Origin of the sequence: Actinomadura harenae, assembly GCF_003696215.1 — a bacterium.
In the GTDB taxonomy this organism is placed as follows: Bacteria; Actinomycetota; Actinomycetes; order Streptosporangiales; family Streptosporangiaceae; genus Spirillospora; species Spirillospora harenae.
This window is the reverse complement of record NZ_RFFG01000003.1, coordinates 64,540-89,789: the sequence shown is the minus strand read 5'-3', so window position 1 is coordinate 89,789 and position 25,250 is coordinate 64,540. Positions and strand designations below refer to the sequence as shown.

The 25,250-nt window shown below is 71.8% G+C and carries 23 protein-coding genes and 1 riboswitch; of the genes, 10 read left to right on the top strand and 13 right to left on the bottom strand.

The features are described from left to right. Positions 1 to 117: 117 nt before the first annotated feature. On the bottom strand, positions 118 to 348 hold the full coding sequence (locus EBO15_RS02570; RefSeq protein WP_122192645.1) for a DUF6243 family protein: 231 nt from the start codon (positions 346 to 348) through the stop codon (positions 118 to 120). A gap of 231 nt (positions 349 to 579) precedes the next feature. On the opposite strand from EBO15_RS02570, the gene EBO15_RS02565 reads away from it, so the two are divergent. Both EBO15_RS02565 and EBO15_RS02560 read left to right on the top strand, forming a co-directional pair. Next, a complete protein-coding gene (locus tag EBO15_RS02565; RefSeq protein ID WP_199744291.1) occupies positions 580 to 1,686 on the top strand; it encodes a quinone-dependent dihydroorotate dehydrogenase in 1,107 nt (368 codons plus the stop codon). Between the two features lie 353 nt (positions 1,687 to 2,039). Continuing rightward, positions 2,040 to 3,380, top strand: a complete 1,341-nt coding sequence (locus EBO15_RS02560; protein WP_233615876.1) for a sodium:proton exchanger — start codon at positions 2,040 to 2,042, stop codon at positions 3,378 to 3,380. Here EBO15_RS02560 and EBO15_RS02555 read toward each other — a convergent pair. The 4 genes from EBO15_RS02555 to EBO15_RS02540 all read right to left on the bottom strand — a co-directional run bounded on the left by EBO15_RS02555 (position 3,369) and on the right by EBO15_RS02540 (position 7,847). Beyond that, positions 3,369 to 4,871: a DUF7059 domain-containing protein gene (locus tag EBO15_RS02555; protein ID WP_122192643.1), complete on the bottom strand. Its 1,503-nt coding sequence runs from the start codon at positions 4,869 to 4,871 to the stop codon at positions 3,369 to 3,371. The two genes, EBO15_RS02560 and EBO15_RS02555, sit on opposite strands and share 12 nt — an antisense overlap. Positions 4,872 to 5,021: 150 nt before the next feature. After that, entirely contained in the window at positions 5,022 to 5,888 is an 867-nt protein-coding gene (locus EBO15_RS02550) for an N-acetylmuramoyl-L-alanine amidase (protein WP_325051862.1), read from the bottom strand. 302 nt (positions 5,889 to 6,190) lie between these two features. Further along, a complete protein-coding gene (locus tag EBO15_RS02545) occupies positions 6,191 to 6,424 on the bottom strand; it encodes a hypothetical protein (protein WP_122192641.1) in 234 nt (77 codons plus the stop codon). A 322-nt stretch (positions 6,425 to 6,746) separates the two neighbouring features. Continuing rightward, positions 6,747 to 7,847: a LacI family DNA-binding transcriptional regulator gene (locus EBO15_RS02540; RefSeq protein ID WP_233615875.1), complete on the bottom strand. Its 1,101-nt coding sequence runs from the start codon at positions 7,845 to 7,847 to the stop codon at positions 6,747 to 6,749. A 301-nt stretch (positions 7,848 to 8,148) separates the two neighbouring features. On the opposite strand from EBO15_RS02540, the gene EBO15_RS02535 reads away from it, so the two are divergent. After that, positions 8,149 to 8,865: a TetR family transcriptional regulator gene (locus tag EBO15_RS02535; protein WP_122192747.1), complete on the top strand. Its 717-nt coding sequence runs from the start codon at positions 8,149 to 8,151 to the stop codon at positions 8,863 to 8,865. Positions 8,866 to 9,255: 390 nt separating this feature from the next. Here the strand turns inward: EBO15_RS02535 and bldC are convergent, their stop codons facing one another. Beyond that, positions 9,256 to 9,459, bottom strand: coding sequence for a developmental transcriptional regulator BldC (gene bldC / locus EBO15_RS02530; RefSeq protein WP_012850682.1), 204 nt, complete (start codon positions 9,457 to 9,459; stop codon positions 9,256 to 9,258). Positions 9,460 to 9,714: 255 nt separating this feature from the next. Then, positions 9,715 to 10,734 (bottom strand): hypothetical protein, encoded by a 1,020-nt coding sequence (locus EBO15_RS02525; RefSeq protein ID WP_233615874.1) that lies wholly within the window; start codon positions 10,732 to 10,734, stop codon positions 9,715 to 9,717. Between the two features lie 253 nt (positions 10,735 to 10,987). On the opposite strand from EBO15_RS02525, the gene EBO15_RS02520 reads away from it, so the two are divergent. Then, positions 10,988 to 12,070 carry a Glu/Leu/Phe/Val family dehydrogenase gene (locus tag EBO15_RS02520; RefSeq protein WP_122192640.1) on the top strand — a complete coding sequence of 361 codons (1,083 nt, stop codon included), beginning with the start codon at positions 10,988 to 10,990 and terminating at the stop codon, positions 12,068 to 12,070. A gap of 366 nt (positions 12,071 to 12,436) precedes the next feature. Next, positions 12,437 to 12,649, top strand: a complete 213-nt coding sequence (locus tag EBO15_RS02515; RefSeq protein ID WP_026412776.1) for a DUF3073 domain-containing protein — start codon at positions 12,437 to 12,439, stop codon at positions 12,647 to 12,649. 136 nt (positions 12,650 to 12,785) lie between these two features. Here the strand turns inward: EBO15_RS02515 and EBO15_RS02510 are convergent, their stop codons facing one another. After that, the gene (locus tag EBO15_RS02510; protein ID WP_233615873.1) at positions 12,786 to 13,406 is read right to left on the bottom strand and encodes a SanA/YdcF family protein; all 621 of its coding nucleotides are present in this window, start codon (positions 13,404 to 13,406) and stop codon (positions 12,786 to 12,788) included. Between the two features lie 186 nt (positions 13,407 to 13,592). Beyond that, complete coding sequence (locus tag EBO15_RS02505) at positions 13,593 to 14,471, bottom strand: helix-turn-helix domain-containing protein (protein ID WP_122192639.1); 879 nt, start codon at positions 14,469 to 14,471, stop codon at positions 13,593 to 13,595. Positions 14,472 to 14,945: 474 nt separating this feature from the next. Here EBO15_RS02505 and EBO15_RS02500 point away from each other — a divergent pair, with 474 nt between their 5' ends. Continuing rightward, entirely contained in the window at positions 14,946 to 15,599 is a 654-nt protein-coding gene (locus EBO15_RS02500; RefSeq protein WP_147481351.1) for a hypothetical protein, read from the top strand. Here EBO15_RS02500 and purM read toward each other — a convergent pair. Both purM and purF read right to left on the bottom strand, forming a co-directional pair. Beyond that, complete coding sequence (gene purM / locus EBO15_RS02495) at positions 15,590 to 16,621, bottom strand: phosphoribosylformylglycinamidine cyclo-ligase (protein ID WP_122192744.1); 1,032 nt, start codon at positions 16,619 to 16,621, stop codon at positions 15,590 to 15,592. The genes EBO15_RS02500 and purM overlap by 10 nt on opposite strands. Before the next feature lie 147 nt (positions 16,622 to 16,768). Further along, on the bottom strand, positions 16,769 to 18,226 hold the full coding sequence (gene purF / locus EBO15_RS02490; protein WP_122192637.1) for an amidophosphoribosyltransferase: 1,458 nt from the start codon (positions 18,224 to 18,226) through the stop codon (positions 16,769 to 16,771). Between the two features lie 138 nt (positions 18,227 to 18,364). On the opposite strand from purF, the gene EBO15_RS02485 reads away from it, so the two are divergent. Then, a complete protein-coding gene (locus EBO15_RS02485; RefSeq protein ID WP_122192636.1) occupies positions 18,365 to 18,769 on the top strand; it encodes a hypothetical protein in 405 nt (134 codons plus the stop codon). 67 nt (positions 18,770 to 18,836) lie between these two features. On the opposite strand, the gene EBO15_RS02480 is transcribed toward EBO15_RS02485, so the two are convergent. Beyond that, positions 18,837 to 19,484 carry a LamG domain-containing protein gene (locus EBO15_RS02480; protein ID WP_122192635.1) on the bottom strand — a complete coding sequence of 216 codons (648 nt, stop codon included), beginning with the start codon at positions 19,482 to 19,484 and terminating at the stop codon, positions 18,837 to 18,839. A 100-nt stretch (positions 19,485 to 19,584) separates the two neighbouring features. Continuing rightward, complete coding sequence (locus EBO15_RS02475; RefSeq protein ID WP_199744290.1) at positions 19,585 to 20,025, bottom strand: sterol carrier family protein; 441 nt, start codon at positions 20,023 to 20,025, stop codon at positions 19,585 to 19,587. 346 nt (positions 20,026 to 20,371) lie between these two features. Here EBO15_RS02475 and EBO15_RS02470 point away from each other — a divergent pair, with 346 nt between their 5' ends. From EBO15_RS02470 to EBO15_RS02460, 3 genes are all read left to right on the top strand, one after another. Further along, the gene (locus EBO15_RS02470; protein WP_158628105.1) at positions 20,372 to 22,507 is read left to right on the top strand and encodes a serine/threonine-protein kinase; all 2,136 of its coding nucleotides are present in this window, start codon (positions 20,372 to 20,374) and stop codon (positions 22,505 to 22,507) included. Between the two features lie 153 nt (positions 22,508 to 22,660). Then, entirely contained in the window at positions 22,661 to 23,836 is a 1,176-nt protein-coding gene (locus EBO15_RS02465; RefSeq protein ID WP_122192633.1) for a S8 family peptidase, read from the top strand. 205 nt (positions 23,837 to 24,041) lie between these two features. Beyond that, positions 24,042 to 24,209, top strand: a riboswitch (cyclic di-AMP (ydaO/yuaA leader). A 6-nt stretch (positions 24,210 to 24,215) separates the two neighbouring features. Next, complete coding sequence (locus EBO15_RS02460; RefSeq protein ID WP_233615872.1) at positions 24,216 to 25,187, top strand: coiled-coil domain-containing protein; 972 nt, start codon at positions 24,216 to 24,218, stop codon at positions 25,185 to 25,187. Positions 25,188 to 25,250 lie beyond the last annotated feature (63 nt).

The window sequence follows — 25,250 nt, the reverse complement described above, 5'->3', positions numbered from 1 at the left end:
CGCCCGATCCAGCGGAGCCGTCACCACATGCCGCCCGGCGGGGGCGGCGCCAAGTGGTCGCCGGCGCCGCTCCCGCGGGCCGCCGGCTACTTGCCGGTGTCGCTGGTGCGGCGCGGGTCACTCGTTGGCAGTGTCCTCGGCGGTCTCGCTGTCCTCGGCGGTCTCGCTCTCGGCGGTGTGACGCTTGGCGTCGAGGCGCTCGCGCATCGACTCGGCCAGCATCCGCTTGGTGTCCGCCAGGCTCCTCGCCTCGCCGCGTTCGCCGCCCGGCGCGCCGCGCAGGTCGGCGCGCGAGACCTTGCGCCGCTGACCGCCGACGCCGAGCATGTTGTTCCTGTTCTTGGCCATGGTTAAGCCGCTCCCGTATTGGCAGGCGATGACTGTCCTGTCGCCGTCCGGCCCGGGCGGGAGTACCGCAGGGGGCCGTCCGTCAGACGGCGGCGCGGTGGCGGACGATGCGCTGGGGCACGGCCACACAGGCGGTGGCCAGGAAGTTCTCGATCATGTCGGCCAGCGTAGGCGGCACCATGACGCGACCTCAAACCGTTTTCGGTCCGGCCGCCTGGGATACTCGAGGTGATGCTGTACTCACTGCTGTTCCGCCACGTCATCGCCCGGTTCATGGACGCCGAGGACGTCCACCACCTGACGATGCGCGCGCTCCGGACCATCCAGGCGACGCCCGGCGCGGCCCCGCTGGTGCGCCGCGTGCTCGCGCCGCGCGACCCGGCGCTGCGTATCGCGGCGCTCGGCCTGGAGTTCCCCGGGCCGCTCGGCCTCGCGGCGGGCTTCGACAAGGACGCGGTCGCCTACGAGGCGCTCGGCGCGTTCGGTTTCGGACATGTGGAGATCGGCACGCTGACCGGGCAGGCGCAGCCGGGCAACCCGCGTCCGCGCCTGTTCCGGCTGCTCCCGGACCGGGCGATCATCAACCGGATGGGCTTCAACAACCGGGGCTCGGCGGACGCCGCGGGCCGCCTGCGCGCGCGCCGCCGCACGTCGGACGGCACGATCGTCGGCGTCAACATCGGCAAGACCAAGGTGGTGCCGGAGGCCGAGGCCGCCGCCGACTACGTCGCGAGCGCCGAGCGGCTCGCCCCGCTCGCCGACTACCTCGTGGTCAACGTGAGCTCGCCGAACACCCCCGGCCTGCGGAACCTCCAGGCCGTCGAGGTCCTGCGGCCGCTGCTCACCGCCGTCCGGGAGGCCGCCGACCGCGCGGCCCCCGAGCGCCGCGTCCCGCTGCTGGTGAAGATCGCGCCCGACCTCGCCGACGAGGACGTCGACGCCGTCGCCGACCTCGCGCTCGAGCTCGGTCTGGACGGCATCATCGCCACCAACACCACGATCTCCCGCGACGGCCTCGCCGCCCCCGCCGCCCTTACCGAGGAGACCGGCGGACTGTCCGGAGCGCCACTGAAGTCCCGCTCCCTGGAGGTGCTGCGCCGCCTGCGGGCCCGCACCGGCGACCGGCTCGTCCTGATCTCCGTCGGCGGGATCGAGACCGCCGACGACGTGTGGGAACGCGTCCGCGCCGGCGCCACCCTCGTCCAGGGCTTCACCGGCATGATCTACGGCGGCCCGCTCTGGGCCTGGCGCGTCCACCGCGACCTGTCCCGCCGCCTCCGCGCCAGCACCTTCCGCACCCTCACCGAAGCCCGAGCCCCCCACCGCCCCACCCCCTAACGGGAGCTACCGGGTCGGGTAGTGATGCCAGACTCGGCGCCTGGCAGCTGCCGGCGAGTGAACACTCTCACCCCCAGGACCTCGATTCCTTGGGTCAGATCGTGTCCTCGCCGCTGGTCAGGGGCTGTTGATCCTTGAGGGGATGCCGTGCCCGCCGGTTGTCGGCGTGAGCACTGGTCCATTAGGTCGCCGACACTCTCCTGCGGAACATCAAGACCGAGGGCGTGAACGGGCGGCGGCCTCGATCGGGACGCTGACGGACACGGACGCCCTCAGCGACCTCACCGCAGGGCGGGGTGATCTTTGCTCAAGGGGGGACGTAGCTCGACCCGGACGGCGGGAGGGTTCCGGGTATGTCGGCTCTGACGCCGTTGTCGGACAGGACGATCGCGGCACGGATGGCGGGGGTCGTCGTGCTCGCGGCCCCGGCGGTCGTGCTGCGGCTGACCGGGACGCATCCGTCCCCGGTGCCCGGCATGATCCTCTTCGGCGCCGGGGTGCTGGGCGCGGCCGTCCTGCTGATGTGGGCGGCGGAGACGGCGCGGCGGGACATGTCGGGGGCGCTCGCGCTGGCGCTGCTCGCCCTGATCGCGGTGCTTCCCGAGTACGCCGTCGACCTCTACTACGCCTACGCCGCCGGGTCGAAGCCCGAGTACGCGGCGTACGCGGCGGCCAACATGACCGGCGCGAACCGGTTGCTCGTCGGTGTCGGCTGGGCGCTGGTCGTCCTGGCCTTCACTCTGGGCAGCCGCCACATCGCACGGAAACGCGGCGTTCCGCCCGAGGAGCGGCGGGAGGTCCGGCCCGTCCTCCTGCGCAGGCATCACCGCATCGAGCTGGGCTTTCTGGCGGTCGCCGCGGTGATCGCGTTCATCCCCGCACTGGTCGGAGAGATCGGGTGGTACGTCGCACTCGCCCTGATCTTCCTCTACGTCCTGTACGTGGTCCGGATCGCGCGGAGCCCTGACGAGGACGAGGAGGAACCGGTCGGGGTCGCGGCCGCGCTCAGCGCGCTGCCCACCGAGGCGCGGCGCGTGACGACCGCGGTGCTGTTCCTGCTGGGCGCGGTGGTGATCTTCGCGTGCGCGGAGCCGTTCGCCGAGTCGCTGGTGAACGCCGGGTCGTCGCTCGGCATCGACCGCTTCCTGCTGGTGCAGTGGCTGGCGCCGCTGGCGTCGGAGGCTCCGGAGCTGATCGTCGCGGTGGTGTTCGCGTGGCGGCTCCGGGACGCGGACGCGATGGGGGCGCTGCTGTCCAGCAAGGTCAACCAGTGGACGCTGCTGATCGGGACGCTGCCGTTCGCCTACCAGCTGGGCGGCGGCAGCTGGTCGCTGCCGCTGGACTCGCGCCAGACCGAGGAGGTGCTGCTGACCGCCGCGCAGACCGTGCTCGGCCTCGCGGTGCTGGTGGACCTGGTGTTCCGGCGCCGCGAGGCCGTGATGCTGTTCGCCCTGTTCGTGGTGCAGTTCGTCCTGCCGTGGCACGGTGCGCGCCTGTTCCTGTCCGCGGTCTACCTCGCGGCCGGGTTCACGATCCTGTTCCTGAAGAAGGACGATCTGCTCGCGGCGCTCCGCACGGTCGTCCAGCCCGCCGACGCCCGCCCGGACGACGGCGGCGGCGGCGGCGACGGCAGCAGCGGCAACGGAAACGGCAAGGGCAAGGGCAAGGGCAACGCCGACCGGTCAGCCGAGTGAGGCGACCTCGAAGAACCCGTCCGCGATCAGCTCGGGCAGGACGCCCGCGGCGTGCGCCCGGATCTGGTCTCCGTCCATGTCCATGAGCTGCGCGATCGCGTCGAGCAGCGGGGCGAGCGGAAGCGACCCGTCGCAGACCCCGGCGAGGCCCGCCTCGGCCGTGCCGACCCCGACGGCGCGCCGCAGCCCGCCGGCCTGCCGGAGCAGGATCCGCTCGGGGTGCTCCTCGCCGGGCGGCCCGATCTGCTCCTGGACGAGGCCGGGCACGGACCGCAACCGGATCTGCTCCAGCCCGTCCATCCGTCCACAGGCTGTGGAAAACTCTCGCGCGGCGACGAGGCCGTCCAGGACGGCGTCCGCGTACGCGCCGACGGGCTGGTCGACGGTGTGCCGCAGCTCCTCGATCCGGACGGCCGGACGGTCACTTCCGGCCGTCCGCAACGTGACCCAGCCGAAGCCGACCGCCTCGACCTTCCGGGCGTCGAAATAGTCCAGCCACTCCTTGTAGCGGCGGCCGTGCTCGGGCGTGCCCGCCTCCGCCGAGTCGCGCAGCCACAGCTCGGCGTACTCGGCCGGATCCTGGACGTCCCGCTGGACGACCCACGCGTCGCATCCGGACGCCTCGACCCACCCGCCGACCCGCTCCTGCCACGGTTCGCCCTGGATGTGCAGCCAGTTCGCGAGCAGCTGGACCGTCCCGCCCTCGTTCAGGAGCGCGGGCGCCTCGGCGATCAGACGGCGGCAGAACTCGTCGCCGTGCATGCCCGACTCGCGGTAGGTGAAGCCGCTTTCGGGCGGCCCGACGACGAACGGCGGGTTCGACACGATGAGGTCGAACCGGCGGTCGAGGACGGGCTCCAGCAGCGATCCCTCGAGCAGTTCGACACCCTCCAGCCGGGACAGCGCGAAGCTTCTCTCGGCCAGCTTCAGGGCACGCGGATTGATGTCGGTGGCCGTGATCCGGGCGGGTTTCGGACGGATCGCCGGGTCGCACAGATGCAGCACCTGGACCCCACACCCGGTCCCCAGATCAAGGACGTTGTCCACAGGCTTGTGGACAACGAGACGGGCCAGGCTCGTCGCAGCGCCGCCCATGCCGACGACATGGTCCGGGCGCGGAAGCCGCCCCTCACCGGGACGCACCTTCAGGTCCGAGACGACGTATCCGAGATGCCCCGACCCCAGGACGGACTCGACCGGCTCGACGTGGAACACGGGATACAGCTCGTCCGAATCCAGCGTGGCGAGCCCCGCCTCCACCAGGTCCCCGGCGAGGTCGGCCAGCCGGGACGCGCCGACCGGCGCCTGCAGCCAGAACAGCCGGATCAGCTCGTCGAGCGGCGCCCCTCCGGCGGTCGCCCGCAGCGCCGGGACGATCTCGTCCCGCGCCAGCGCTCCGCCCGCGACCGGGCCCAGCGCCTCCCGGACGCCCGCGACGGTGTATCCGGCCTCTTCGAAACGGGCTCCGAGACGCCCGAGCAGTTCACGCACCCGTCCATCCTGCCGCCCGCGCTCCCGGCGCGCCGGACCGCCCCGCCGATCAAGCCGGCGGCCGACGGCGGAGCCCCGCCCACGGCGGATCAGCGGCCCCGAGGAGGGCGGCACACCTCAACGACCCGCCGAGGAGGACGGCGCTCCCTCTCAGCGGCCGCTGAGGAAGGCGGTGATCCCCTGGTCCAGCGCCACCGCGGCGCGCTGCCGGAAGGACGCGTCGGACATCTTGGACGCGTCGCCCGGGTTCTGCATGTTGCCGCACTCGATGAAGATCTTCGGGACCGTGGACAGGTTGAGCCCGCCCAGGTCGTCCCGCTTGTCGATCGCCTTCTTCCCCAGGTAGGTGGAGTAGGCGATGCCCGTCCCTGAGTGGTAGGCGTCGCGGACCGCCTCGCCCAGCCGCGCGGACGGCTCGACGATCTTGGTGTTGCCGCCCGCCGGGACCGGCAGCGGCTCGATGATGTGGAACCCGTGCCCGGACCGGGCGGCGCCGTCCCCGTGGATGGAGATCGCGGCGTCCGCGTGGGCGTTGTTCCCGGTCGCGGCGCGCTCGGTCACGCACGGCCCGACGCTCGTGTCGTTCTTCCTGGTCATGACGACCTTGGCGCCCTGGGCCTGGAGCAGCTTGCGCAGCCGCTTCGACACGTCCCAGGTGAAGGCGTGCTCGGTGTACCCGGACGCGGTGGCCGTCCCGGTCGTGTCGCACTCCTTGTGGCCGTTGCCGACGTTCACCTGCTTGTTGATCGCGGACGGCGCGTTGTCGTTCCCGCCGTTGTGCCCCGGATCGATCGCGATGACCTTGCCGCGGAGCGACCCCGCGGGCGCGACGGGCTGCTGCCCGTCCCCGGGTTTCGCCGCACCCGAGGCCCCGGGCTCGCCGGGCGCCGCCGGAGGCAGGGCCCGCTCCGCTCCGGCCGCCTGATCCCCTGACGACCCGCCCCCGCAGGCGGTCAGCGCCCCGAGACACAGGGCCAGTCCGACCGCCACCGGGCCGCGCGCTGAATGAATGCGCACCGAGTCGTCCTCTCGTGATACTTCCGTGACAAACGCCCCTGTCAGTTTGCACATCACGAAGCGTTCGTCAAACGAACTCCACGAAAACGGTGTCCGGGAGCGCACCTCCCGAAGCCGCTCCGCCCAAGCCCAGAAGGCACATTCGTCCGGACGGGCAGAAGACCGAAACCTCGGCGCCACCCCAGTCTCACCGCGCACGAATCGCGCGCTCCGGCAGGCCCGGAACTCCTGCCCCTGGCGCCGGAGAACCGCGCCCCCGGGCACCGGAGAACTCCGCCCCGGGCACCCGGACACACCGAGGCTCAGAGGCCCCGCGGGGTGGCCAGGAGCGCCGCGAGCGCCCGCGCCTCGTCGGCGTCGAGGCCGAGGACGACGCGTGGACGGCCCCACGGATGATCGATCGAGTGGGCCACATAGCTCGCGACCGACTCCGACACCTGCTCGGCGAGCCCCCGCTGGTTGCGCCACTCCGACCAGGCGCGCTCGAGCTCGTTCGCCGCCCGCTGCGCGCACGACACCAATTCCGGATCCCGCACGGAACTCGCCCCCCTGGGTGAACCCGATCTTCCCCGTGTCCGTTCCACGGGACCCGCCCGGACCGTCCTCCCCGAGAATTCGGCCCGTCCCAGCGATGGCCCCGAATCCGCCGAACGGTGCACCCATTAACCACCGGTCGGCGCGGCCCGGGCCACCGATCACGGCAGGCTTGGCGAGCCTCTTACCCGGGGGCCACCACTTCGGGACGATGATCGACCGATCCGCTACCGACCGCTGAACGACCTTGCTCCGCCCCGCCGCCAAGCCCACGACCAGCGCCGACACCGCCGACACCACCGAGGGAGCCGAAGCCGGGACGGATCACAGGGCCGGGACGGGCCCCGTCGACGAGCGGACCACCAGGTGCGGCACGACGAGGTTCTGCCGCGCGACCCGAGCCGGATCGCCGATCCGGGCGGTGAGCAGCTCGGCGGCCACCCGTCCCATGTCGCGGCGGGGCTGGTTCACACTCGTCAGCGAGATGTGCCGGATCGCGGCGAGATGGGTGTTGTCGTAGCCGACGATCGACACCTTCTCCGGGACGGGCAGGTCCAGCTCGTCCGCCGCCGACAGCGCGCCCGTCGCGACCAGGTCGTTCGGCGCGAAGATCGCCGTCGGACGGTGCGGACGGGCGAGCAGCGTGCGCGCCGCGCGGTAGCCGCCCTCCTCGGTGAAGTCGCCGCGCTCGACGACGATCTCGTCCTCCAGTCCGTGCCGCCGCATCGCCTTCTCGTAGCCCGCGCGCCGGTACCGGGCCGTGGTGGAGCGCGCCCCCTCGATGTGCGCGATCCGCCGGTGACCGAGGTCGACCAGGTGGTCCACGGCGAGGGACGCGCCGAGCTCGTCGTCGTCCACCACGATGTCCACGCCCTGGACGTCGCGTTCGCCGACGACCACGACCGGGACGGACGACGCCGCCTCCTTCAGCGAGTCCGGGACGACGCTGAGCAGCACCAGGCCGTCCACCCGCATCTCCAGGAACGCCTCGACGGCCTCGGCCTCGAACAGCGGGTCCCAGCGGCCGGAACCGACCAGCATCCGCAGGCCCGCGCCGTGCAGCGACTCCTGGAGGCCGTCCAGGAACTCGGCGAAGAACGGGTTGTGCAGGTCGGCGACGATCGCGCCGATCAGCCGGGTGCGGCCCTCGACCAGGCTCCGCGCGACCGCGTTCGGCCGGTAGCCGAGCTCGCGCGCCGCCTGGAGGACGGCCGCCCGCCGGCGTTCGCTCACGTGCGGGGAGCCGCGCATCACCAGCGACACCAGCGATTTGGACACCCCGGCGCGCTCGGCCACGTTGCGGATCGTCGGTTTGGGCGCGGGCAGGGGCAGCGTGCCCGCGCGCGCTCGCGGGACCTGCGCGCGCGGGATCTCCCTGTGCAGCGTCTCTCCGCGGCGCGGCGGGGTCGTTTCTCCGTCAGACATGGCACTCCGTCCGGGGGGGCCTTGCGGGTCATGCCACTCGCGGGGTTTCGGACGCACGATCCGCCCGGAACACCGTCCTCGCTCGGGAGGAGATGCCATGATGCCTCGCCTTCGCCCGAAATCGGCGCAACAGCGAGTAACGGGCAGCCGCCAATCGGAGTTCAGGGCACGCGGACTCGGAACGTTCCCGCCGTTTCCGCCCGTCACCGAGGGGGCGGCCCTCCGGGAGGCCCGGGAAAACGGACAGGCCCCGCGCGTCGCCGCGGCCGTGGCCGGACGCGCCCTCGGATACCCTTCCTGCGTGGCAGATCGTGCAGTGACCGGCGGCGGTCGGCGAGCGAACACCCGCGACCGGCGGGCCGGCGGCGCCCGCCAGGGCAGGCGCCGGCTCAGCGTCGACGAGCGCCGCGACGAGCTGATCGAGGCCGCGCTCCAGCTGTTCAGCACCCGTCCGCCCGAGGACGTCTCCATCGACGACGTCGCGGCCGCCGCGGGCGCGTCCCGCGCGCTGGTCTACCACTACTTCGGCGGCAAGTACGAGCTCTACCTCGCCGCCCTCGGCAACGCCGCCAACAAGCTGTCGGTCCTGCTCGAGCCCCCCACCGAGGGCTCCCCGATCGACCGCCTCCGGGTCTCCCTGGAGCGCTACTTCGACTTCGTGGAGAGCCACGCCGCGGGCTTCACCGCGCTCCTGCGCGGCGGTCCGGCCGACCGTTCGGGCGAGGTCGGCGAGATCGTCGACAACATCCGGCAACTGCTCCTCGGCCGCACCCTCGCCGCGATGGAGGTCGAGACCCCGACGCCGATCCTGCGCATCACGCTGCGCTCCTGGATGGCCTCGGTCGAGACCGCCGGCCTGGACTGGCTCGAGAACCGCGACATCACCCGGGCCGAGCTCGAACGCCTCCTGGTCGACCAGCTGATCGTCCTGCTGCACGTCGCGGGCCAGCACGCCCCCGACATCTCCGACCTGTTCGACCGCCTCGCCGAAGAGGAACTCGGCCCCACCACCGCCTGACGGCCCCGCTCCGGCGCACCGTCCCACTCCGGCCTGAGCGTCCCCGCTTCAACGCACCGTCACGGCCTGCCCGCTCGGATCGACTTCGCTGCGTGACCGGCCCTGGTGAGGCCTGTGCGGCGCGAGGTGACGGCGTGTGCGGATGGTGACGCTGTGGAGTCAAAGGCCGGGCATGGCGAATGTCCCGGTCGCGGGGCGAACGGGACATCCGATCTTTCCGGTGAGTGGCCCGGGACCGCGGTTCTCGGATGACCGTGGTGCCGGACCGTCGGCCAGGAAGCGGCTGAACTCCCGCCCGCTGGGACGGTTCCGTTCAGCGGCCTCCTGGCCGCCCCCCTTGTTGCGCTGTACACGACCGTCCGTGCCGAGGGTTCGGCGGGACGGCGCGTCTCACTCCGAACGCTGCTGCGGGATGCCCGCGAGCAGTGCCCGCACCTCCGCCTCGCGGTAGCGGCGGTGCCCCCCCAGGGTGCGGATGGACGTCAGCTTGCCGGCCTTCGCCCACCGCGTCACCGTCTTGGGGTCGACACGGAACATCGTCGCCACCTCCGCCGGCGTGAGCAGCGGCTCGGCCTCGGGTGTACGTGCTGACATGTGTGCGGCCTCTCCTCCGTGGACCGAATGACAGCGATCCTGCGATTTGATCTCGCGCGGTCACTGATGTCCCCTATGGCCCGAAAGAGCCACTATGACATCACAACGTGTAACCTTGCCACCACTCATCGCAACAAGCAAGTACCTTTGCCACCCCTCGTAGGGATTCATGTCGCATCCTCGTGGTCACTGGGTCACGCTCAGTGATTCTAGCGACACGTATAGTCGTATCGCGCAGGGATTCAGGAAATTTGTTCAGTTCGCCGTCCGGCGGGCCCGTACGGGCCGCCAGCGGGCGAGCAGACGCTGGTACATCGCGACGGTCAGCTCGACCTCACCGCGCGCCATCGCGGCGAGCGCGACACCGGTCTCGGCGACCGAGTCGTCGGCGCGGAGAGCGGCGTCGTCCAGCAGGTGGACGAGGCCGCCGTAGTCGAGTTCCACCAGCGAGCGCGGGTGGAAGGCGTCCAGATGGGAGCCGAGCGCGGCGAGCCGCCCGGTCGTCGGCGCGACGGGCTCGCGCGGGTCCGCGGCGAGGTCGTCGCGGAGGACGGGGAGTGCGGCCGCGATCCGGCGGCGCGCCTCCGCCATCGTTGTGACATAGATGAGGGTACGCGTGGCGGACGCCGTCGTCGGGCCACGTCGGGCGTGTTCACCCCGCTCGTCCGGTGCGTCCCCTCCGGGGGCCGCGTCCGGTTCCGTCCCGACGGCCGGTCCGGCGCTCGCCGCGGCCCCTCCCCCCGTGCCGCGCGAGGCCAGCCCGGGTTCCTCCAGGTGGCCGCGTCCCGGGGTCCGGCCGAGCAGCAGGCAGCGTTCGGCGCGGTCGAACGGCACGAACCAGGCGAGCGGAACGTGCCAGGTGGCGGTCAGGATGTGCGGACGCAGCGGCCGGTCGCCGTCCCGCCAGTGCGCGAAGGCCCGCTCGGCCCGCTCCGTCTCGTCCGGCGGGACGAACGCCGAGGCCACGGCGGACGAGGTCTCCTCACGGAACCGCTCGAACGCCAGCCAGGACCGCAGCCGCGTCTCCCACGGGCAGATGTAGATCATGTCGTCCGTCCGCCGGACGTAGGCGTCCTGGCACTCCAGGCGGGGCGCGACCTCCGGCGGGTACCCGGCCAGGCGGCGCGCGGCGCGGCGGTGCTCGACCTCGAGGGCGTGGACCCGGCGGGGCCGCCGCCGCGACTCGGCATAGGCCGTCCACAGGGTTCGAGCCGGTTCCGGGTAGGCGGTAACCGGCTCATATACCCGTAGGTACGCGGCGTACGGAAACACCACCGCATCGTTACATGAGTCCGGCCGAAATGCTGCCGCCTTGGGTGTCGCGAGATGCGCGTGTTACCTCGTCCGCAGCTGAGTCCGCGCCCGTTCAAGGTCCCGGTCACGGGCACGGGGGCGTCCTTCCGGAGGCCGGTGCCCCTCCGTGAGGGCCGTCCGGTGGGAGTCCTGGGACGGTCGTAGCGGGGTTCTGCCAACGGGGTGACATCCACCACCTTTAGGCTGATCTCAAGACAGAGAGGAGGGCACCACCATGCCCAATGTCTTCGGGTCGCCCCACAAGGGCACCGAACCCCGACACGAGCAGGTCGTCTTCTGCCAGGACGAGGCCAGCGGCCTGCGCGCGATCATCGCGATCCACTCCACCGCACTCGGACCGTCCCTCGGCGGGACGCGTTTCTACCCCTACGCGTCGGAGGAGGAGGCCCTCACCGACGTGCTCAACCTGTCGCGCGGCATGTCCTACAAGAACGCGCTGGCGGGCTTGGACCTGGGCGGCGGCAAGGCCGTGATCATCGGTGACCCCGACACCGACAAGAACGAGGCGATGCTGCGCGCGTACGGACGCTTCGTCCAGTCGCTGCACGGCCGCTACATCACGGCCTGCGACGTGGGCACCTACAGCCCCGACATGGACATCGTCGCCCGTGAGAGCGAGTACGTCACCGGACGGACCGTCGAGCACGGCGGCGCGGGCGACTCGTCGATCCTGACCGCCTTCGGCGTGTTCCAGGGCATGCGGGCCGCCGCGCAGCACGTGTGGAGCGGCCCGACGCTGCGCGGCAGGCGCGTCGGTGTCGAGGGCGTCGGCAAGGTCGGCCACCGGCTCGTCCAGCACCTTCTGGAGGACGGCGCGGAGGTCGTGATCAGCGACGTCGACGAGGCCGCGGTCGAGCGGATCCGCGAGCGGCACCCCCAGGTCGCCGTGGCCGCCGACGGCGCCGCCCTCGTCCGCGAGCAGCTGGACGTCTACGCCCCCTGCGCCCTCGGCGGGTCCCTGTCGGACGACACCGTCGCCGTCCTCAGCGCCAAGATCGTCTGCGGCGCGGCCAACAACCAGCTCGCCCACCCCGGGATCGAGAAGCAGCTGGCCGACCGCGGCGTCCTCTACGCCCCCGACTACGTCGTGAACTCCGGCGGTGTGATCCAGGTCGCGGACGAGATCGGCGGCTTCGACTTCGAGCGCGCCAAGTCCCGCGCCACGAAGATCTTCGACACGACCGAGAAGATCTTCGTTCTGGCCGCCGAGGAGGGCGTGCCGCCCGCGGTGGCCGCCGACCGGCTCGCCGAACGCCGGATGTCCGAGATCGGCCGCCTGCGCGGAATCCTGCTCTGACGCCCGTCCGCCGGGGAGCGCGCGCCCTCCCGGAGCGCTCTCCCCGGCGGTCGGCCGGCGGTCTCCAGGCCGCCTCCGCCCCGGTTCCGCCGGGGTTCCGCGGGGGTTCGGCGGGGCTTCCGGCGGGGTTCCGGAGGCGGAGCGGCGGGGCGTGTCGGGGCCCGGCCGCGGCCCCGCGACCACCGGATACACTGATGTCCTCCGCAACGAGCGTCGCCGCCACGGACTGACGATGTACCGAGCCGGGCGCAAAACGGGTACGGTTGTATCCGTGACTGACGCATGGCTCATCAGGCATCGGTTCGTGTGGTACACGCGCGCGTTGATGGGCCCACGAAAGCCCTGACCATCGAGGGGGTCGAGCCAATGGGTCGCGGCCGAGCCAAGGCCAAGCAGGTAAAGGTTGCCAGGCAGCTCAAGTACAGCAGCGGCGGCACAGACCTCGATCGCCTGCAGAAAGAGTTGGGTGTTCCGGACGACTCTCCGGCCGACGACGCCTATGACGAGCTCGCGGAGAAGTACGCCGACTATGCCGACGACTACGAGGACCAGCGCAAGAACGGCACCTCGGGTCACTGATCGGCTCCTGGCGAAACGCCACCGCAGGGACTTCGGTCCCGCGCGGTGGCGTTCGCGTTTCTCCGGCCCGTCGGGGGCTCTCCCGGCCTGGCCAGGGGTTTCGCGGGCCTGGCGGGGCATGACTCGCGTCACATTTCTAGTGCGGCGGTGACGCCAGGGCGGTGTGGACCCCGGGTTCGGGCTCGCCGCCGATCGTGGGGCCCGGCTTCAGGGCCACGCTGCCGACGGCCTTGAGCATCGCGAGCGGTTCCCGCAGATAGCCGTTGATCGTCGCGTCGGTGCGTCCGCCGCCCATGCTCTGGTCGCCGACGCCGTACGCGTCGATCCCGGCCGCGCGGCACAGCGCGACCGCCCGCGGCAGATGGAAGCGCTGCGTGACCACGGTCACGCGCCGCACCCCGAAGATCGTCCTGGCCCGGACGCACGAGTCCCAGGTGTCGAGGCCGGCGAAGTCCCGGACGATGCGGTCCTTGGGGATTCCCGCGCGCATGAGGTAGTCCCGCATGGTCGTGGGCTCGTCGTACTCCTTGACCCGGTTGTCGCCCGAGACGAGCAGCACCTTCACCTTGCCCCGGCGATACAGTTCCGCCGCGAGATCGAGACGGCGCGCCAGCAGAGGCGACGGCTTCCCGTTGGCGATCCCGGCGCCCAGCACCAGCGCCACCGGCGTCTCCGGGACGTCCGCGGGGGTGTGCCGGTACCGCGCGGTGTCCGCGTACGCCCACCCCGTGGGCAGCAGGACCGCGAAAACGCCCAACCCACCCGCTACCAGGACGGGCCCGACACGATGCCGCAGCCGGGCCCTCAAGCCCGCCAGGGCCCGACGGGCCGTCCGCACGATCTTCACGCTGCCGGTCACACCGGGTTGGACGCCTCGGAGATCCACGAAGTTCGCTTCTCGGGCCAAGACCTCGACTCTCGGACAGAGCGGGCGCGTGTTCGGTTACAGGGACGCGATGATCTTCTCGATGAAGGTCGGTGTGTGCCCGGCCGGAAGCGCGATCTGGCGGAGCCGCTTGAAGGCGGCCCTGTGCTGCGCGACGCGGACGCCGCCGTCCGTGACGGTGAGCGAGGTGCCTCCGACGGTCTCCTGGCACAGGACGTCGTCGAGCCGGGCGTCGTCGAACCGGAGGATCGTGAAGTCGCCCGCCATCCCGAAGTGGGCTCCGGCCGAGAACGGGATGACCCGCACGCACGCGAGCGACTGGTCGTGCAGGTCCAGGATGCGGCGGAGCTGGCGGGGCATGATGCCGGGGTCGGACCGGACGCCGACGTGGCGGCGCAGCACGGCCTCGTCCACGATCATCGTGAGGCGGGGCGGGTCGTCCCGTCCGAAGATCTCGTCCTGGCGGCGCATCCGGACCTCGACGAGCACCTCGCGGTCCGTGTCCGACGCGACGAGTTCGCGGGTCAGGGCGTCGGCGTACTCCTCGGTCTGGAGCAGGCCCGGCATCAGCAGCGCGCGGAAGCCGCACAGGCCCGACGCCCCGGACTCGTAGCCGATGTACTGCCGGTATCCCGGTGACAGCGCCCGCTGGTAGAGGGACCACCAGCCCGGCTGCCGCGCGTCGCGCGCCAGAACGGTGAAGGCGTCGGCCCGCTCGTCGTCGGCGGAGACGCCGTAGTGGAGCAGCAGCGCCCGCAGGTCGGTCATCGACAGCCCGACGGCGCCGCTCTCGATGCGGATCACCTTGGACGCCGACCAGTCGAGCGCCGCCGCCACCTGCTCCTGGCTCTGGCCGCTCGCGAGGCGAAGCCGCTGCAGCTCGCCCATCAGGATCGCGCGCTGGACCATCGGTTCCCGTCCCGAAGCGTTCGGCATTCACACCCCTCGTCCGGCAACCGGTCACCGCATCGGTCGCGTCGTGGCCCCCGCCCGTGTCCCGCTCTCGCCTCGAGTAAAACAGCGACCTGGCGGTCTGCCAAGTGGCAACCTGCATTCTCGCTTTCCGGTGGTCCCCGAATGGGAGTTCGCCGATTGTGGTGTGGCGTTCGGCGTGGTCGCGCTGTGCGGGCGGGACGCCTCTCAGGCATCCGGAGCCTCTGTGGTCCCGGGCGTCCCAGGGGTTGCGTGGTGGCCGCCACTATGCCAGGTGTCCGGCGGCCAGCAAGCAGGACGCGGGAGGTCCGACTGCCATGTCTCCGCATGGCAGCAGCCAATCGGATACCCCGCCATTCTCCGGACGGCAGATTTCCTCACGGCAATCAGCCGAAATCAGATGCCATTTTGAAGCGGGTGGACAATTGCTTTCAGGGGGAGATCGTGTTCCCGAGCAAGAAAGGTGTCGTGACGAACATGACCATGCAGCCCGTCGACCGGCAGGTGGGTCTTCCGCAGGACTCCGCCCGCGTCTACACCTCGATGGTGGCCGTCGACATCGTCGGGTTCACCCACCAGAGCCGGGACGACGAGATCCGGCGCCACCTGCGTCACCGCCTGTACGAGCAGCTTCGGGACGCGTTCGGCATGACGCTGCTGCCCTGGGACGCCTGCCACCGTGAGGACCGGGGGGACGGAGCGCTCGTCGTCGTTCCGGCGAACGTGCCGCCCCACCTCCTGCTGGACCCGCTCGCACACCACCTGCTCGCGCTGCTCCGCCGGGGCAACCGGTTCGCGAGCGATCCCGCCCGCATCAGGATGCGGATGGCGGTCCACTCGGGACACGTCGAGAACGACCCCTACGGGCTGGTCGGCGGCGCCGTGAACCACCTCTTCCGGCTGCTCGACGCGCCCCTGTTCCGCGAGGTGGCCACCAGGTCCGGCGCGGAACTCAGCATGATCGTCTCCGATCGGCTGTACGAGGAGGTGCGGTCCGGCTGCGGCGTCCTCTTCCCCGAGCTGTACCGGCAGGTCACGGTCAGCTGCAAGGAGACGTCCGCCCAGGGATGGATGTGGCTGTCCCCGGACGGACGTCTTCATGACGCTCTCGACACATCCGGTCAGGCGTAGGCGCACGCACCGGTGCCGGGGACGGTCTCGCCCAGGAGCCAGGACGGGACGCCGCGGTCGTTCAGGAGACGGAGCGCGGCGTCGGCCGTGTCGGGCGCGACGATCGCGACCATGCCGACCCCGAGGTTGAAGGTCTTGTCCATCTCGGACCGCGGGACGTCGCCGTGGGCGCGCAGGATCTCGAAGAGCGGCGGGATCGTCCAGGAGTCGCGGCGCAGGACGGCGTCGACGGAGTCCGGGAGGGAACGGGCCAGGTTGTTCGTCAGGCCGCCGCCGGTGATGTGGGCGAACGCGTGGACGCCGCCGGTCTCGGCGACCAGGGCGAGCATGTCCTTGGCGTAGATGCGGGTGGGCGTCAGGAGCTCCTCGCCGAGCGTGCCGGACAGCTCGTCCGGGGTCGACTCGATCGTCAGGCCGCTGTTCGCGAGGATGTGCCTGACCAGCGAGTACCCGTTGGAGTGGATGCCGGACGAGGCCATCGCGATCACCGCGTCGCCGGAGCGGACGCGGTCCGGGCCGAGCAGGCCGTCCGCCTCGACGACACCGGTTCCGGCGCCCGCGACGTCGAACTCGTCCTCCCCGAGGAGGCCGGGGTGCTCGGCGGTCTCGCCGCCGACCAGGGCCGCCCCGGCGAGCGCGCAGCCCTCGGCGATGCCGCCCACGATGTCGGCGATCCGCTCCGGGACGACCTTGCCGCAGGCGATGTAGTCGGTCATGAACAGCGGCTCGGCGCCGCAGACCGCCAGGTCGTCCAGGACCATCCCGACCAGGTCCCGCCCGATCGTGTCGTAGATCCCCAGGCGGCGGGCCAGGTCGACCTTGGTGCCGACGCCGTCGGTCGAGGTCGCCAGCAGCGGACGGCGGTACTTCAGGAACGCCGAGGCGTCGAACAGGCCCGCGAAACCGCTCGCGTCGTCCACGACCTCCGGACGGCGCGACCGGGCCACGCGCGCCTTCATCAGCTCCACGGCGCGCTCGCCCGCCGCGATGTCGACTCCGGCCGCCTCGTACGAGGTGCTCATGATCCCCCCGGCCCGCCGCACGGCGGGTCGTCTCGTCGGCCCGCCCTGTCGCGAGCCTCCTCCTCCACCCGCAGGGATCTGCGGGCTCTCCTGCGTCCGCACGGTTCTGTCCGCACGATGCTGCGGGACGCCTCCGGCGTGACCGCGTCAGGTTCGGGTCGGCTCCAGCAGGTGCTTGCCTCGGGCGGCCTCATCGACCGGGATCGGGTAGACGCCGTCGAAGCAGGCCCGGCAGAGCCGGTCCTTGGGGATGCGGGAGGCGGCGATCAGCTCGTCCAGCGAGATGAAGCCGAGGGAGTCGGCGCCGATGGAGTCGCGGATGCCCTCGACGTCGAGGTTCCCGGCGATCAGCTCGGCGCGGGTGGCGAAGTCGATGCCGTAGAAGCAGGGCCAGGAGACCGGCGGGCTGGAGATCCGCACGTGGACCTCGGCGGCGCCGGCGTCGCGCAGGAGCGCCACGACCTGCCGCTGGGTGTTGCCGCGCACGATCGAGTCGTCCACGACGACCAGGCGCTTGCCCTCGATCGCCTCGCGGAGCGGGTTCAGCTTCAGCCGGATGCCGAGCTGCCGGATCGTCTGGGACGGCTGGATGAACGTCCGCCCGACGTAGGAGTTCTTGACCAGGCCCTGGCCGTAGGGGATCCCGGACGCCTCGGCGTAGCCGATCGCGGCGGGGGTGCCGGACTCGGGCGTCGGGATGACCATGTCGGCCTCGACCGGGTGCTCGGCGGCGAGGCGGCGGCCGACCTCGACCCGGGTCGCCTGGACGGACCGTCCGGCGATCGTGGTGTCGGGCCGGGCCAGGTAGACGTACTCGAACAGGCAGCCCTTGGGGCGGGCCTCGGCGAACCGCTCGGACCGGACGCCGTCGGCGTCGATCGCGATCAGCTCGCCCGGCTCGAGTTCGCGGACGAAACGGGCGCCCACGATGTCGAGTGCGGCCGTCTCGGACGCCACGACCCAGCCGCCGTTCTCCTCCAGGGAGCCCAGGACCAGCGGGCGGACGCCCTCGGGGTCACGGGCGGCGTACAGGGTGTTCTCGTCCATGAAGACCAGCGAGAACGCGCCCCGCGTGACCGGCAGGATCTCGCGCGCGGCCGCCATCGTGCCGCCCTCGCGGGTGGCCAGCAGCGCGGTGAGGACCTCGGTGTCGGACGTCGCGGTGAGCGCGTCGCCGTCCAGCCGGGAGGCCAGCTCGGGGGTGTTGATCAGGTTGCCGTTGTGCGTGAGGGCCAGCCCGCCGTGCCCGGTGGAGCGGAAGGTGGGCTGGGCGTTCTCCCAGGTCGGCGAGCCGGTGGTCGAGTACCGGCAGTGCCCGACCGCGATGTGGCCGCGCAGGGTGTTCAGGACGGATTCGTCGAAGACCTGGGCGACCAGGCCCATGTCCTTGAACACCACGATCCGCGAGCCATCGCTGACCGCGATGCCCGCCGATTCCTGTCCGCGGTGTTGCAGCGCGTACAGGCCGTAGTAGGTGAGTTTGCTGACCTCCGCCCTGGCCGCCTGGTCCTGTGGGACCCAGACGCCGAACACACCGCAGGCGTCCTGCGGCGGGCGGTCGGAGGGGTCGATGTCATGGCTCAGTCGTCCATCACCGAGAGGCACGCTGGCCAGTCTAAAGGCCCGTCCGTTCTGCTCCGATCGGTGGAGTCCTTAATCGACATTTACCCGCCCTCGCCACGGGCGGACGTCCCGGCGCGCGAGTGTGGATCACGACTCAGGGGGACGCAGGGGGGCGAACCGATGACCATGCCGGGATACCGAACGCAGACGCCGCCGAGCACACCGGAACGGCAGGGCCTCGCGACGGCGTCCCTGGTGCTCGGACTGGCCGGGCTGCCCGCCCTGCTGCTGTGCGGGATCGGCCTCCCGGCCGCGCTGGTCGGCCTCGCCCTCGGCGTCGTCGCGCTATGGCGGGGAAGGCCTCGCGGGGCGGCGCGGGGGCGGCCGGCGGGAGGCGCGCGGGGGACGGCGGTCGCCGGGGTCGTCTGCTCGCTGGTGACACTCGCCATCGGGACGGTCGCGATCTTCTGGCTGCTGAGCAAGGCCGTCGAATGCGCCGACAGCCACCGTTTTCCGGACGAGTTCACCCGGCGGGAGTGCATCGACCGCACGTTCCCCTTCGCCCGGGAGTCGCACGCCCCTTAGGGGTGACTGTGAGATCCGCAACAGGTCGATGGCGATCCGATGCGGGCGTGACTCCTGTCTCTGTTCTCTACTCGGTGGCCAGGGCCCGGATGGTGCGCTCATCGAGAGCCTCGGCATAGATGCGGACGTTCGCCATCAGGCCTGACATGCCTGGCTTGCCGGGTTCGGCGCCCAGGGACAGCGGGCCGCCCGGCGTCACCACGGGGTGTTCCAGGGGGATGGCGACGTCCGGCCTGCCGTCGACGTAGAGCGCCATGCCCTGAGCGTGGACGACGAGGGCCAGATGCGCCCACTCGTCCCGAGTCAGGCGCGCGTGACCGTCCATGTACTCGGGGCCCTTGGTCGTGAAGAGCTGGACGCGCAGGCGGTCGGCGTCCGGATGCAGCCAGACGCCGAGGGCCCGGGCGTCGGCGTCCGCGACCTGCTTGAAGAGGAGCGCGCGCCACTCCCCTGTCGGGCCGTCCGTGACGCGGACGTGGAACGCGACGGTGAAGCCGAAGAGCTGGCTGAGGGCCAGTCGCGGGGCGGCCTCGACGATCGCGCGGCCCCTCGTCCCGCCGAAGGCGAGGGCCTCCCCGTCTCCGTCGCGTCCGGGGACGATGCGGACGCCCTCGTCCAGGGTCATCGTGAGGCCGCCGCCCGTGGCGTCGGCCACCCGGCGTCCGTCGATGTCCTCGACCGCGAAACTCCAGCGCGCGACGAGCACGGCGCCCACCTCCTCGGTATGGGACCGAAGTCTGGACCACCGTCGCAGCGACCACCACCGCGGGCAAGACCCAAGGATTCGCCCCCAACGTTCCGGGGCCGCCAGTCGTTCAGGTAGGTGGGAGGGGGAGGTGAGCGGAGAGGTCGGCGCGTGACCCGCTGGCCTTGACGCGACGGTCGCGGAGTGCGTCGTCCCAGGTCAGATCGCCCAGGGCGAGGGCGATCCAGGTGTCGGCGTCCATCTCGACCACGTTGGGCGGGGTGCCGCGGGTATGCCGCGTGCCCTCGATCGCCTGGACGGCCGCGTGCGGCGGGACGCGGATCTCGACCGACCGTCCGGGGGCGAGCTCGGCGAGCCGGTCGAGCAGCAGCCGCACGGCCCCGGTCACGACCGGCCGCGCGGGCTCGACCCCCGCCGACCGCGCGGCGATCAACGTGTCGAGCGCCGCCCGCCGCAACGCCGGCGCCTCGTCCGGCCCCACGTATCCGGGCAGTCCGAGCAGAGCACGCTGCTCGTCCAGCAGCTCACGAGAAAGAGGTTTACGCGCCATCCCCACCGACGCTATCCGACCCCCGCCCACCCCACCCAAGCCGACCAGACACACGAGCCGAGACCGGTCACGCGAGGCGCGGGCAGGCGGGACGCGAGGCGGACGCGGCAGGCGCGAGTGCGAGGAGCGAGGGGGCGGGGCGGTGTCGGGGGGCCTGATCGTGGCGTGACGGGTCGGCGGGTGGGACGGGCTCGGGGGTGGGGGTGACGGATCGGGTGCGGGCGACTCAGCCGCGCCATCCGCCATCAACCGGTAGAAAGGGACCGGCGCCGACGCGGGGGATGAATCAGATTTCGCGGAAGCGCAGGGGACATCTCCCCAGATGGCAGAACACGGAGGGCGTGTGATGGCCGAGGCGCTGCCTCTGCAACCCGGCGACCCGGAACGGCTGGGCGACTTCTCGATCACCGGCCGGATCGGCGTCGGCGAGCAGGGCGCGGTCTTCGTCGGCCGCGACGCGTCCGGACGGTCCGTCGCGGTGAAGCTGCTGCATGTGCGGCTGAGCGGGGAGCCGGATGCGCGCACCCGGTTCGTCGACGCGTTCGCCGCCGCCCGTCGCGTCAGCGGGTTCTGCACTGCCGGAGTCCTCGCCGCGGACGTCGAGGGTGACCGTGCCTTCGTGGCGTCCGACCTCGTGGACGGGCCGTCGCTCGCCGAGCTGGTCGCGGCCGAGGGGCCTCGCGGTCCGGTCGTCGTCGAGCGTCTCGCGGTCGGCCTGGCCGTGTCGCTGGCCGCCGCGCACCGGGCCGGGGCCGTCCACCACGATCTGAAGCCGGCGAACGTGCTGCTCGCGCAGGCGGGTCCGCGCATGACCGACCTCGGGGTGGTCACCGCCCTGGACGCCGTGAGCGCCGGGTCCGGAACCCGCGCCGAGGACGGCCCGTCCTTCCTGGCCCCTGAGCAGCTCAGCGGGCACGGCATCGGGCCGGCGGCCGACGTGTTCGCCTGGGCGACGACCCTGCTGTTCGCGGCGGCGGGCGAGCCCCCGTTCGGGGAGGGCTCCCCCGCCGAGATCATGCAGCGGATCGTGTACGACGACCCGAGCACGGACGCCCTGCCCGAGTCCGTGCGTGACGTGGTCGCGGACGCGCTGGACAAGTCCCCGTCCGAGCGTCCTACGGCTGCCGACCTGCTGCGTCGCATGCTGGACGGTCCCCTCGCCGCCCGCACGCCCGCTCCCCTGCGCGCCGAGGCCGAAGCCCTGGCCACCGGCTCCTCGGAGTCGGCGCCCGCCCCGACGGCCACTCCATCCCTCGGTGCAGGAGGAGCGGCGTCCGGCACCGCCCTCGATGGGACGTTCGTGTCGGCTCCTCCCGCTGGTGCGGGGCTTGGTGGCGGGGCACCGCAGAGCGTTTCGGGGCCGGCTGGTGACGGCCCGTTGTCGACGCCCGGCGGCGGCGTGGGTTTGTCTGGCGGAGCGCCACACGTCGCCTCTGGGGATGGCGGGTCTGCGTCGGCTTCTGGTGTCGCGAGCAGTGGGGCTTGGCAGCCCGCTGGGGCACCGCGTGCCTTGTCTGGGGGCGTCGCCGGTTCGTTCGGTGGGGGGCCGTCCGGTGCGGGGCTGGGCGGGGGGTCGTCGGCCTCGGTTACGGGTGGAGGTGCCCCGGGCTCGGTGGCGAGGGTTTTGGCTTCTGCCTCCGGGGCTTGGACGCCTGGGGGTGGGGCGTCCGCGGTTGGGGATGGTGGGCCGAGCACGATGCTCGACCTGCCGAAGCCCTCCGCGGGGGATGGCGGGGCCGCGTCCGGTGATGACGGTGGGCCCAGCACTGTGCTGGACATGCGTGCCGCGCCCGCGGCAGGTGGGCCGCCGGTGCCGAGTGCTCCTCGTCCTCCCGAGGGGTGGCGGAGCAGTCGTGCGACCGCGCGGGATCTTCCGGTGTCGGTGGGTGCGGCCGGTGTGGCTTCCGAGGGGTCCTTGATTCCCGGGATGCGGCCCGCTGAGGACAGGGGGTCGGAGACGGCCGTTCTGTCGTTGCCCGGGTTGCGGGCGGCGAAGCCTCGGTGGCGGCGGCCGGGGAACCATGTGGTCGGGGTGGCGGTCTCGCTGGCCGCCGGGGTGCTGGTGGGGGTCGCGATCATCGCGCTGGTGCTCTGGCCTCAGTTGCGCGGGGACGGCGGCGGCAGCAAGCCCTCCGGGCATGGCGGCGCGGACGGGAAGCCCGTGAGCACGATCCCGGACACGTTCGCCGGGACGTGGAAGGGGACGGCCGTGAACGCGCAGCGCGGTGAGTCGTTCCCGTTGCAGGTCACGTTGCAGGCCGGGGCGAAGACGGGGACGGCGGTGTACCCGAAGGAGGGGTGCACCGGGACGCTCGCGCTGACGAAGGGGACCGGGGCGGAGCTCCAGCTGGCGCTGTCGGTGAGCCAGCCGTGCACGAGCGGGGACGTGAGGATCAGTCGGCAGCCGGACGGGTCGCTGAAGTACGACTGGTCGAAGCCGGGGACGGCGCTGGCCTACCGGGGCAGCCTCACCAAGGGGTGAACGGCCTGGTCGAGCCCGCTCGGCCGGGGCCACGTTGATCCGATTGATATGTGCCTTATGCGTCTTGTGGGATGGAAGGTGCATTAGGGTTCCGGGGTCGGTGACCTCGATCTTGGCCGCGGCTCATCCGACTCCGCGGCAGAAGGAGCTCTCTTGCGGCCCGTCTCCCGAAGGCTGCTGCTGGCCGGCGCGATCGCGTCCTCTGTGGGCGCGGCGGCGGCGATCCCCGCGCTGGCCTCCGCCGATTCCACGCCCAAGGCGGTCCAGGTGACCGCCGCCGAGGGCTCGCCCATCGCAGGCCAGTACATCGTCACGCTCAAGGCCGGCACCTCGCCCAAGACCGCGGCGGGGCAGGTCGGCGCGTCGTCCGCCCAGGGCTTCGGCGACGCCCTCAACGGGTTCGTCGCCCGCCTGAACACCCAGCAGCTCGACAAGCTGCGTCATGACAAGCGCGTCGCGGCGATCGAGCAGGACCAGCTCGTCCACGCGACCACCACCCAGAAGACGCCGCTCCCGTGGGGCCTGGACCGGATCGACCAGCGCAAGCTGCCGCTGTCGAAGTCCTACTCCTACAAGGCGACCGGCAAGGGCGTCACCGCGTACATCGTCGACAGCGGTATCGCCTGGTCCCACCCGCAGTTCGGCGGGCGTGCCAAGGTCGCGTGGAGCGCGTCGCGCTTCAAGGGCAACGGCTGGGACTACAACGGCCACGGCACGCATGTGGCCGGCATCCTCGGCTCCGCCAAGTACGGCGCGGCCAAGGGCGTCCAGCTGCGCGCGCTGCGGGTGCTCGACAAGGACGGCAACTCCCCGGTGTCCGACGTGGTCGCCGCCGTGAACTGGCTGCGCACCCACGCCGCCAAGCCGGCGGTGGCGAACATGTCGATCGGCGGAGGCAAGTCCAACGCGCTCGACACCGCCGTCGCGAACCTGTCCAAGTCGGGGGTCTTCGTGACCGTCGCCGCGGGCAACGACAACCGGGACGCCTGCAAGTTCTCGCCGTCGGGCGCGGGCTGGGTCGAGGCCGTCGGCGCGACGACCTCGCACGACAACCGCGCGGACTTCTCCAACTACGGCAAGTGCGTGGACATCATGGCCCCCGGCTATGGCATCACGTCCACCTGGCCGGGCGGCGGCACGCAGGTCGAGAGCGGCACGTCCATGGCGTCGCCGTACGTCGCCGGTGTCGCGGCGCTGTACCTGCAGACGCACCCGAAGGCGACCTTCCCGACCGTTCAGAAGTGGCTGTACGACAACTCCACCAAGAACGTCCTGAAGAAGCTCGGGAGCGGCACGGGCAACCGGCTGGTCTACAAGGGCTCACTGTAAGGCGCATAGCGCTTACGCACGGTCATCATGGCCCGGTCCCGTTCTCGGGGCCGGGCCATCGCGCATCCTGCGGATCCGCGCATCGCGTTGCCCTCCGGGGGTCGTCCCAACAGCCCCAGGGGTCTAATCTTTGGCGAGGCAACACCCAGTTCCTTGCAGTTTGTTGGTGTCCGATCCATGACTGTCCGTGATCGAAGCGGCAGGCTGGCCGGACGTGCCGAGTCCCGGACGCCCCCGTCCGGGAGCCGGGGACCCATCCGCCGGACGCCCGTCCGGCCGGGGTGAATTCGCCGGCGCCGCACGGCGTCGCGATAGGGCGGACTCCCGCGCCCGAACCCGTCAGCTAACCCGGTAGGCCGACCAGAGGAGAGGAGAGGACGTGGAGCGCCCGACCTCCACCCGCCACCACCGCTTCGCCCTGGCCGTCCCCCCGGCGCGGCGTGGACGACGCGGACGGCGTGCCGCGCTCGCCGCGGCCGCGCTCGCGGTCGTCCTGCCGATGCTGTCCGGCACCGTCCCGGCCGACGCCGCTCCCGGCGACAGCGGCCGGATGGACAAGCTGAACAAGCAGATCGCCCAGCTCGACAAGGAATACGGCGGCGACCTGGCGCAGCTGAAGGACGCCCAGTGGGCCGCCAAGCAGGCCATCAAGAAGGCCGACTCGCTGCGCGGTCAGCTCGAGGCGTCGCGGACGCTCGCCGCGCGGCTCGCCGCGAACCAGTACATGAGCGGCGGGCAGGATCCGGGCATCACCATCGTCGCGGCGGGCGACCCGTCCGAGCTGCTGAACACGATGAGCCTGGCCAGCCATGTCGCGCAGAACCAGTCGGCGCGCGTCCAGCAGATCACCAAGCTGGTCGCCGACCAGGAGAAGGCGCGGCAGCTGGCGCTGGCGAAGATCACCGACCTGCAGAAGAACCTGACGGACCTGAAGTCCCGGAAGGCGCAGGTCAAGAAGCTGATCAAGAAGTACAAGCCGGAGTCGCCGAGCGTCGGCATGGGCAGCGTGACCCCGCGCATGATGCACGTCAAGCAGGTCATCGACAGCGAGTTCGGCCCGTTCCCGACGATCGGCTGCTACCGCGGCGGCGCGGACGCGCAGGACCACGCGACCGGCACGGCGTGCGACTTCATGGAGTCGTCCGGTGGCGTCTCCCCCACCGCCGCCCGTAACGCCAACGGCGACCAGGTCGCCAACTACGCGATCGCCCACGCCTCCGAGCTGGGCATCAAGTACATCATCTGGCAGCAGCGGATCTACGACATGCGCAGCCCCGGCTGGCGTGGCATGAGCGACCGCGGCGGCATCACCGCGAACCACTTCGACCACGTCCACATCTCGGTCTTCTAGTAAGGGGGCGAATAGCATCTGGTGAGCTATTCGCCGACTTGAAGATGACGTTTGTGCTGGTCA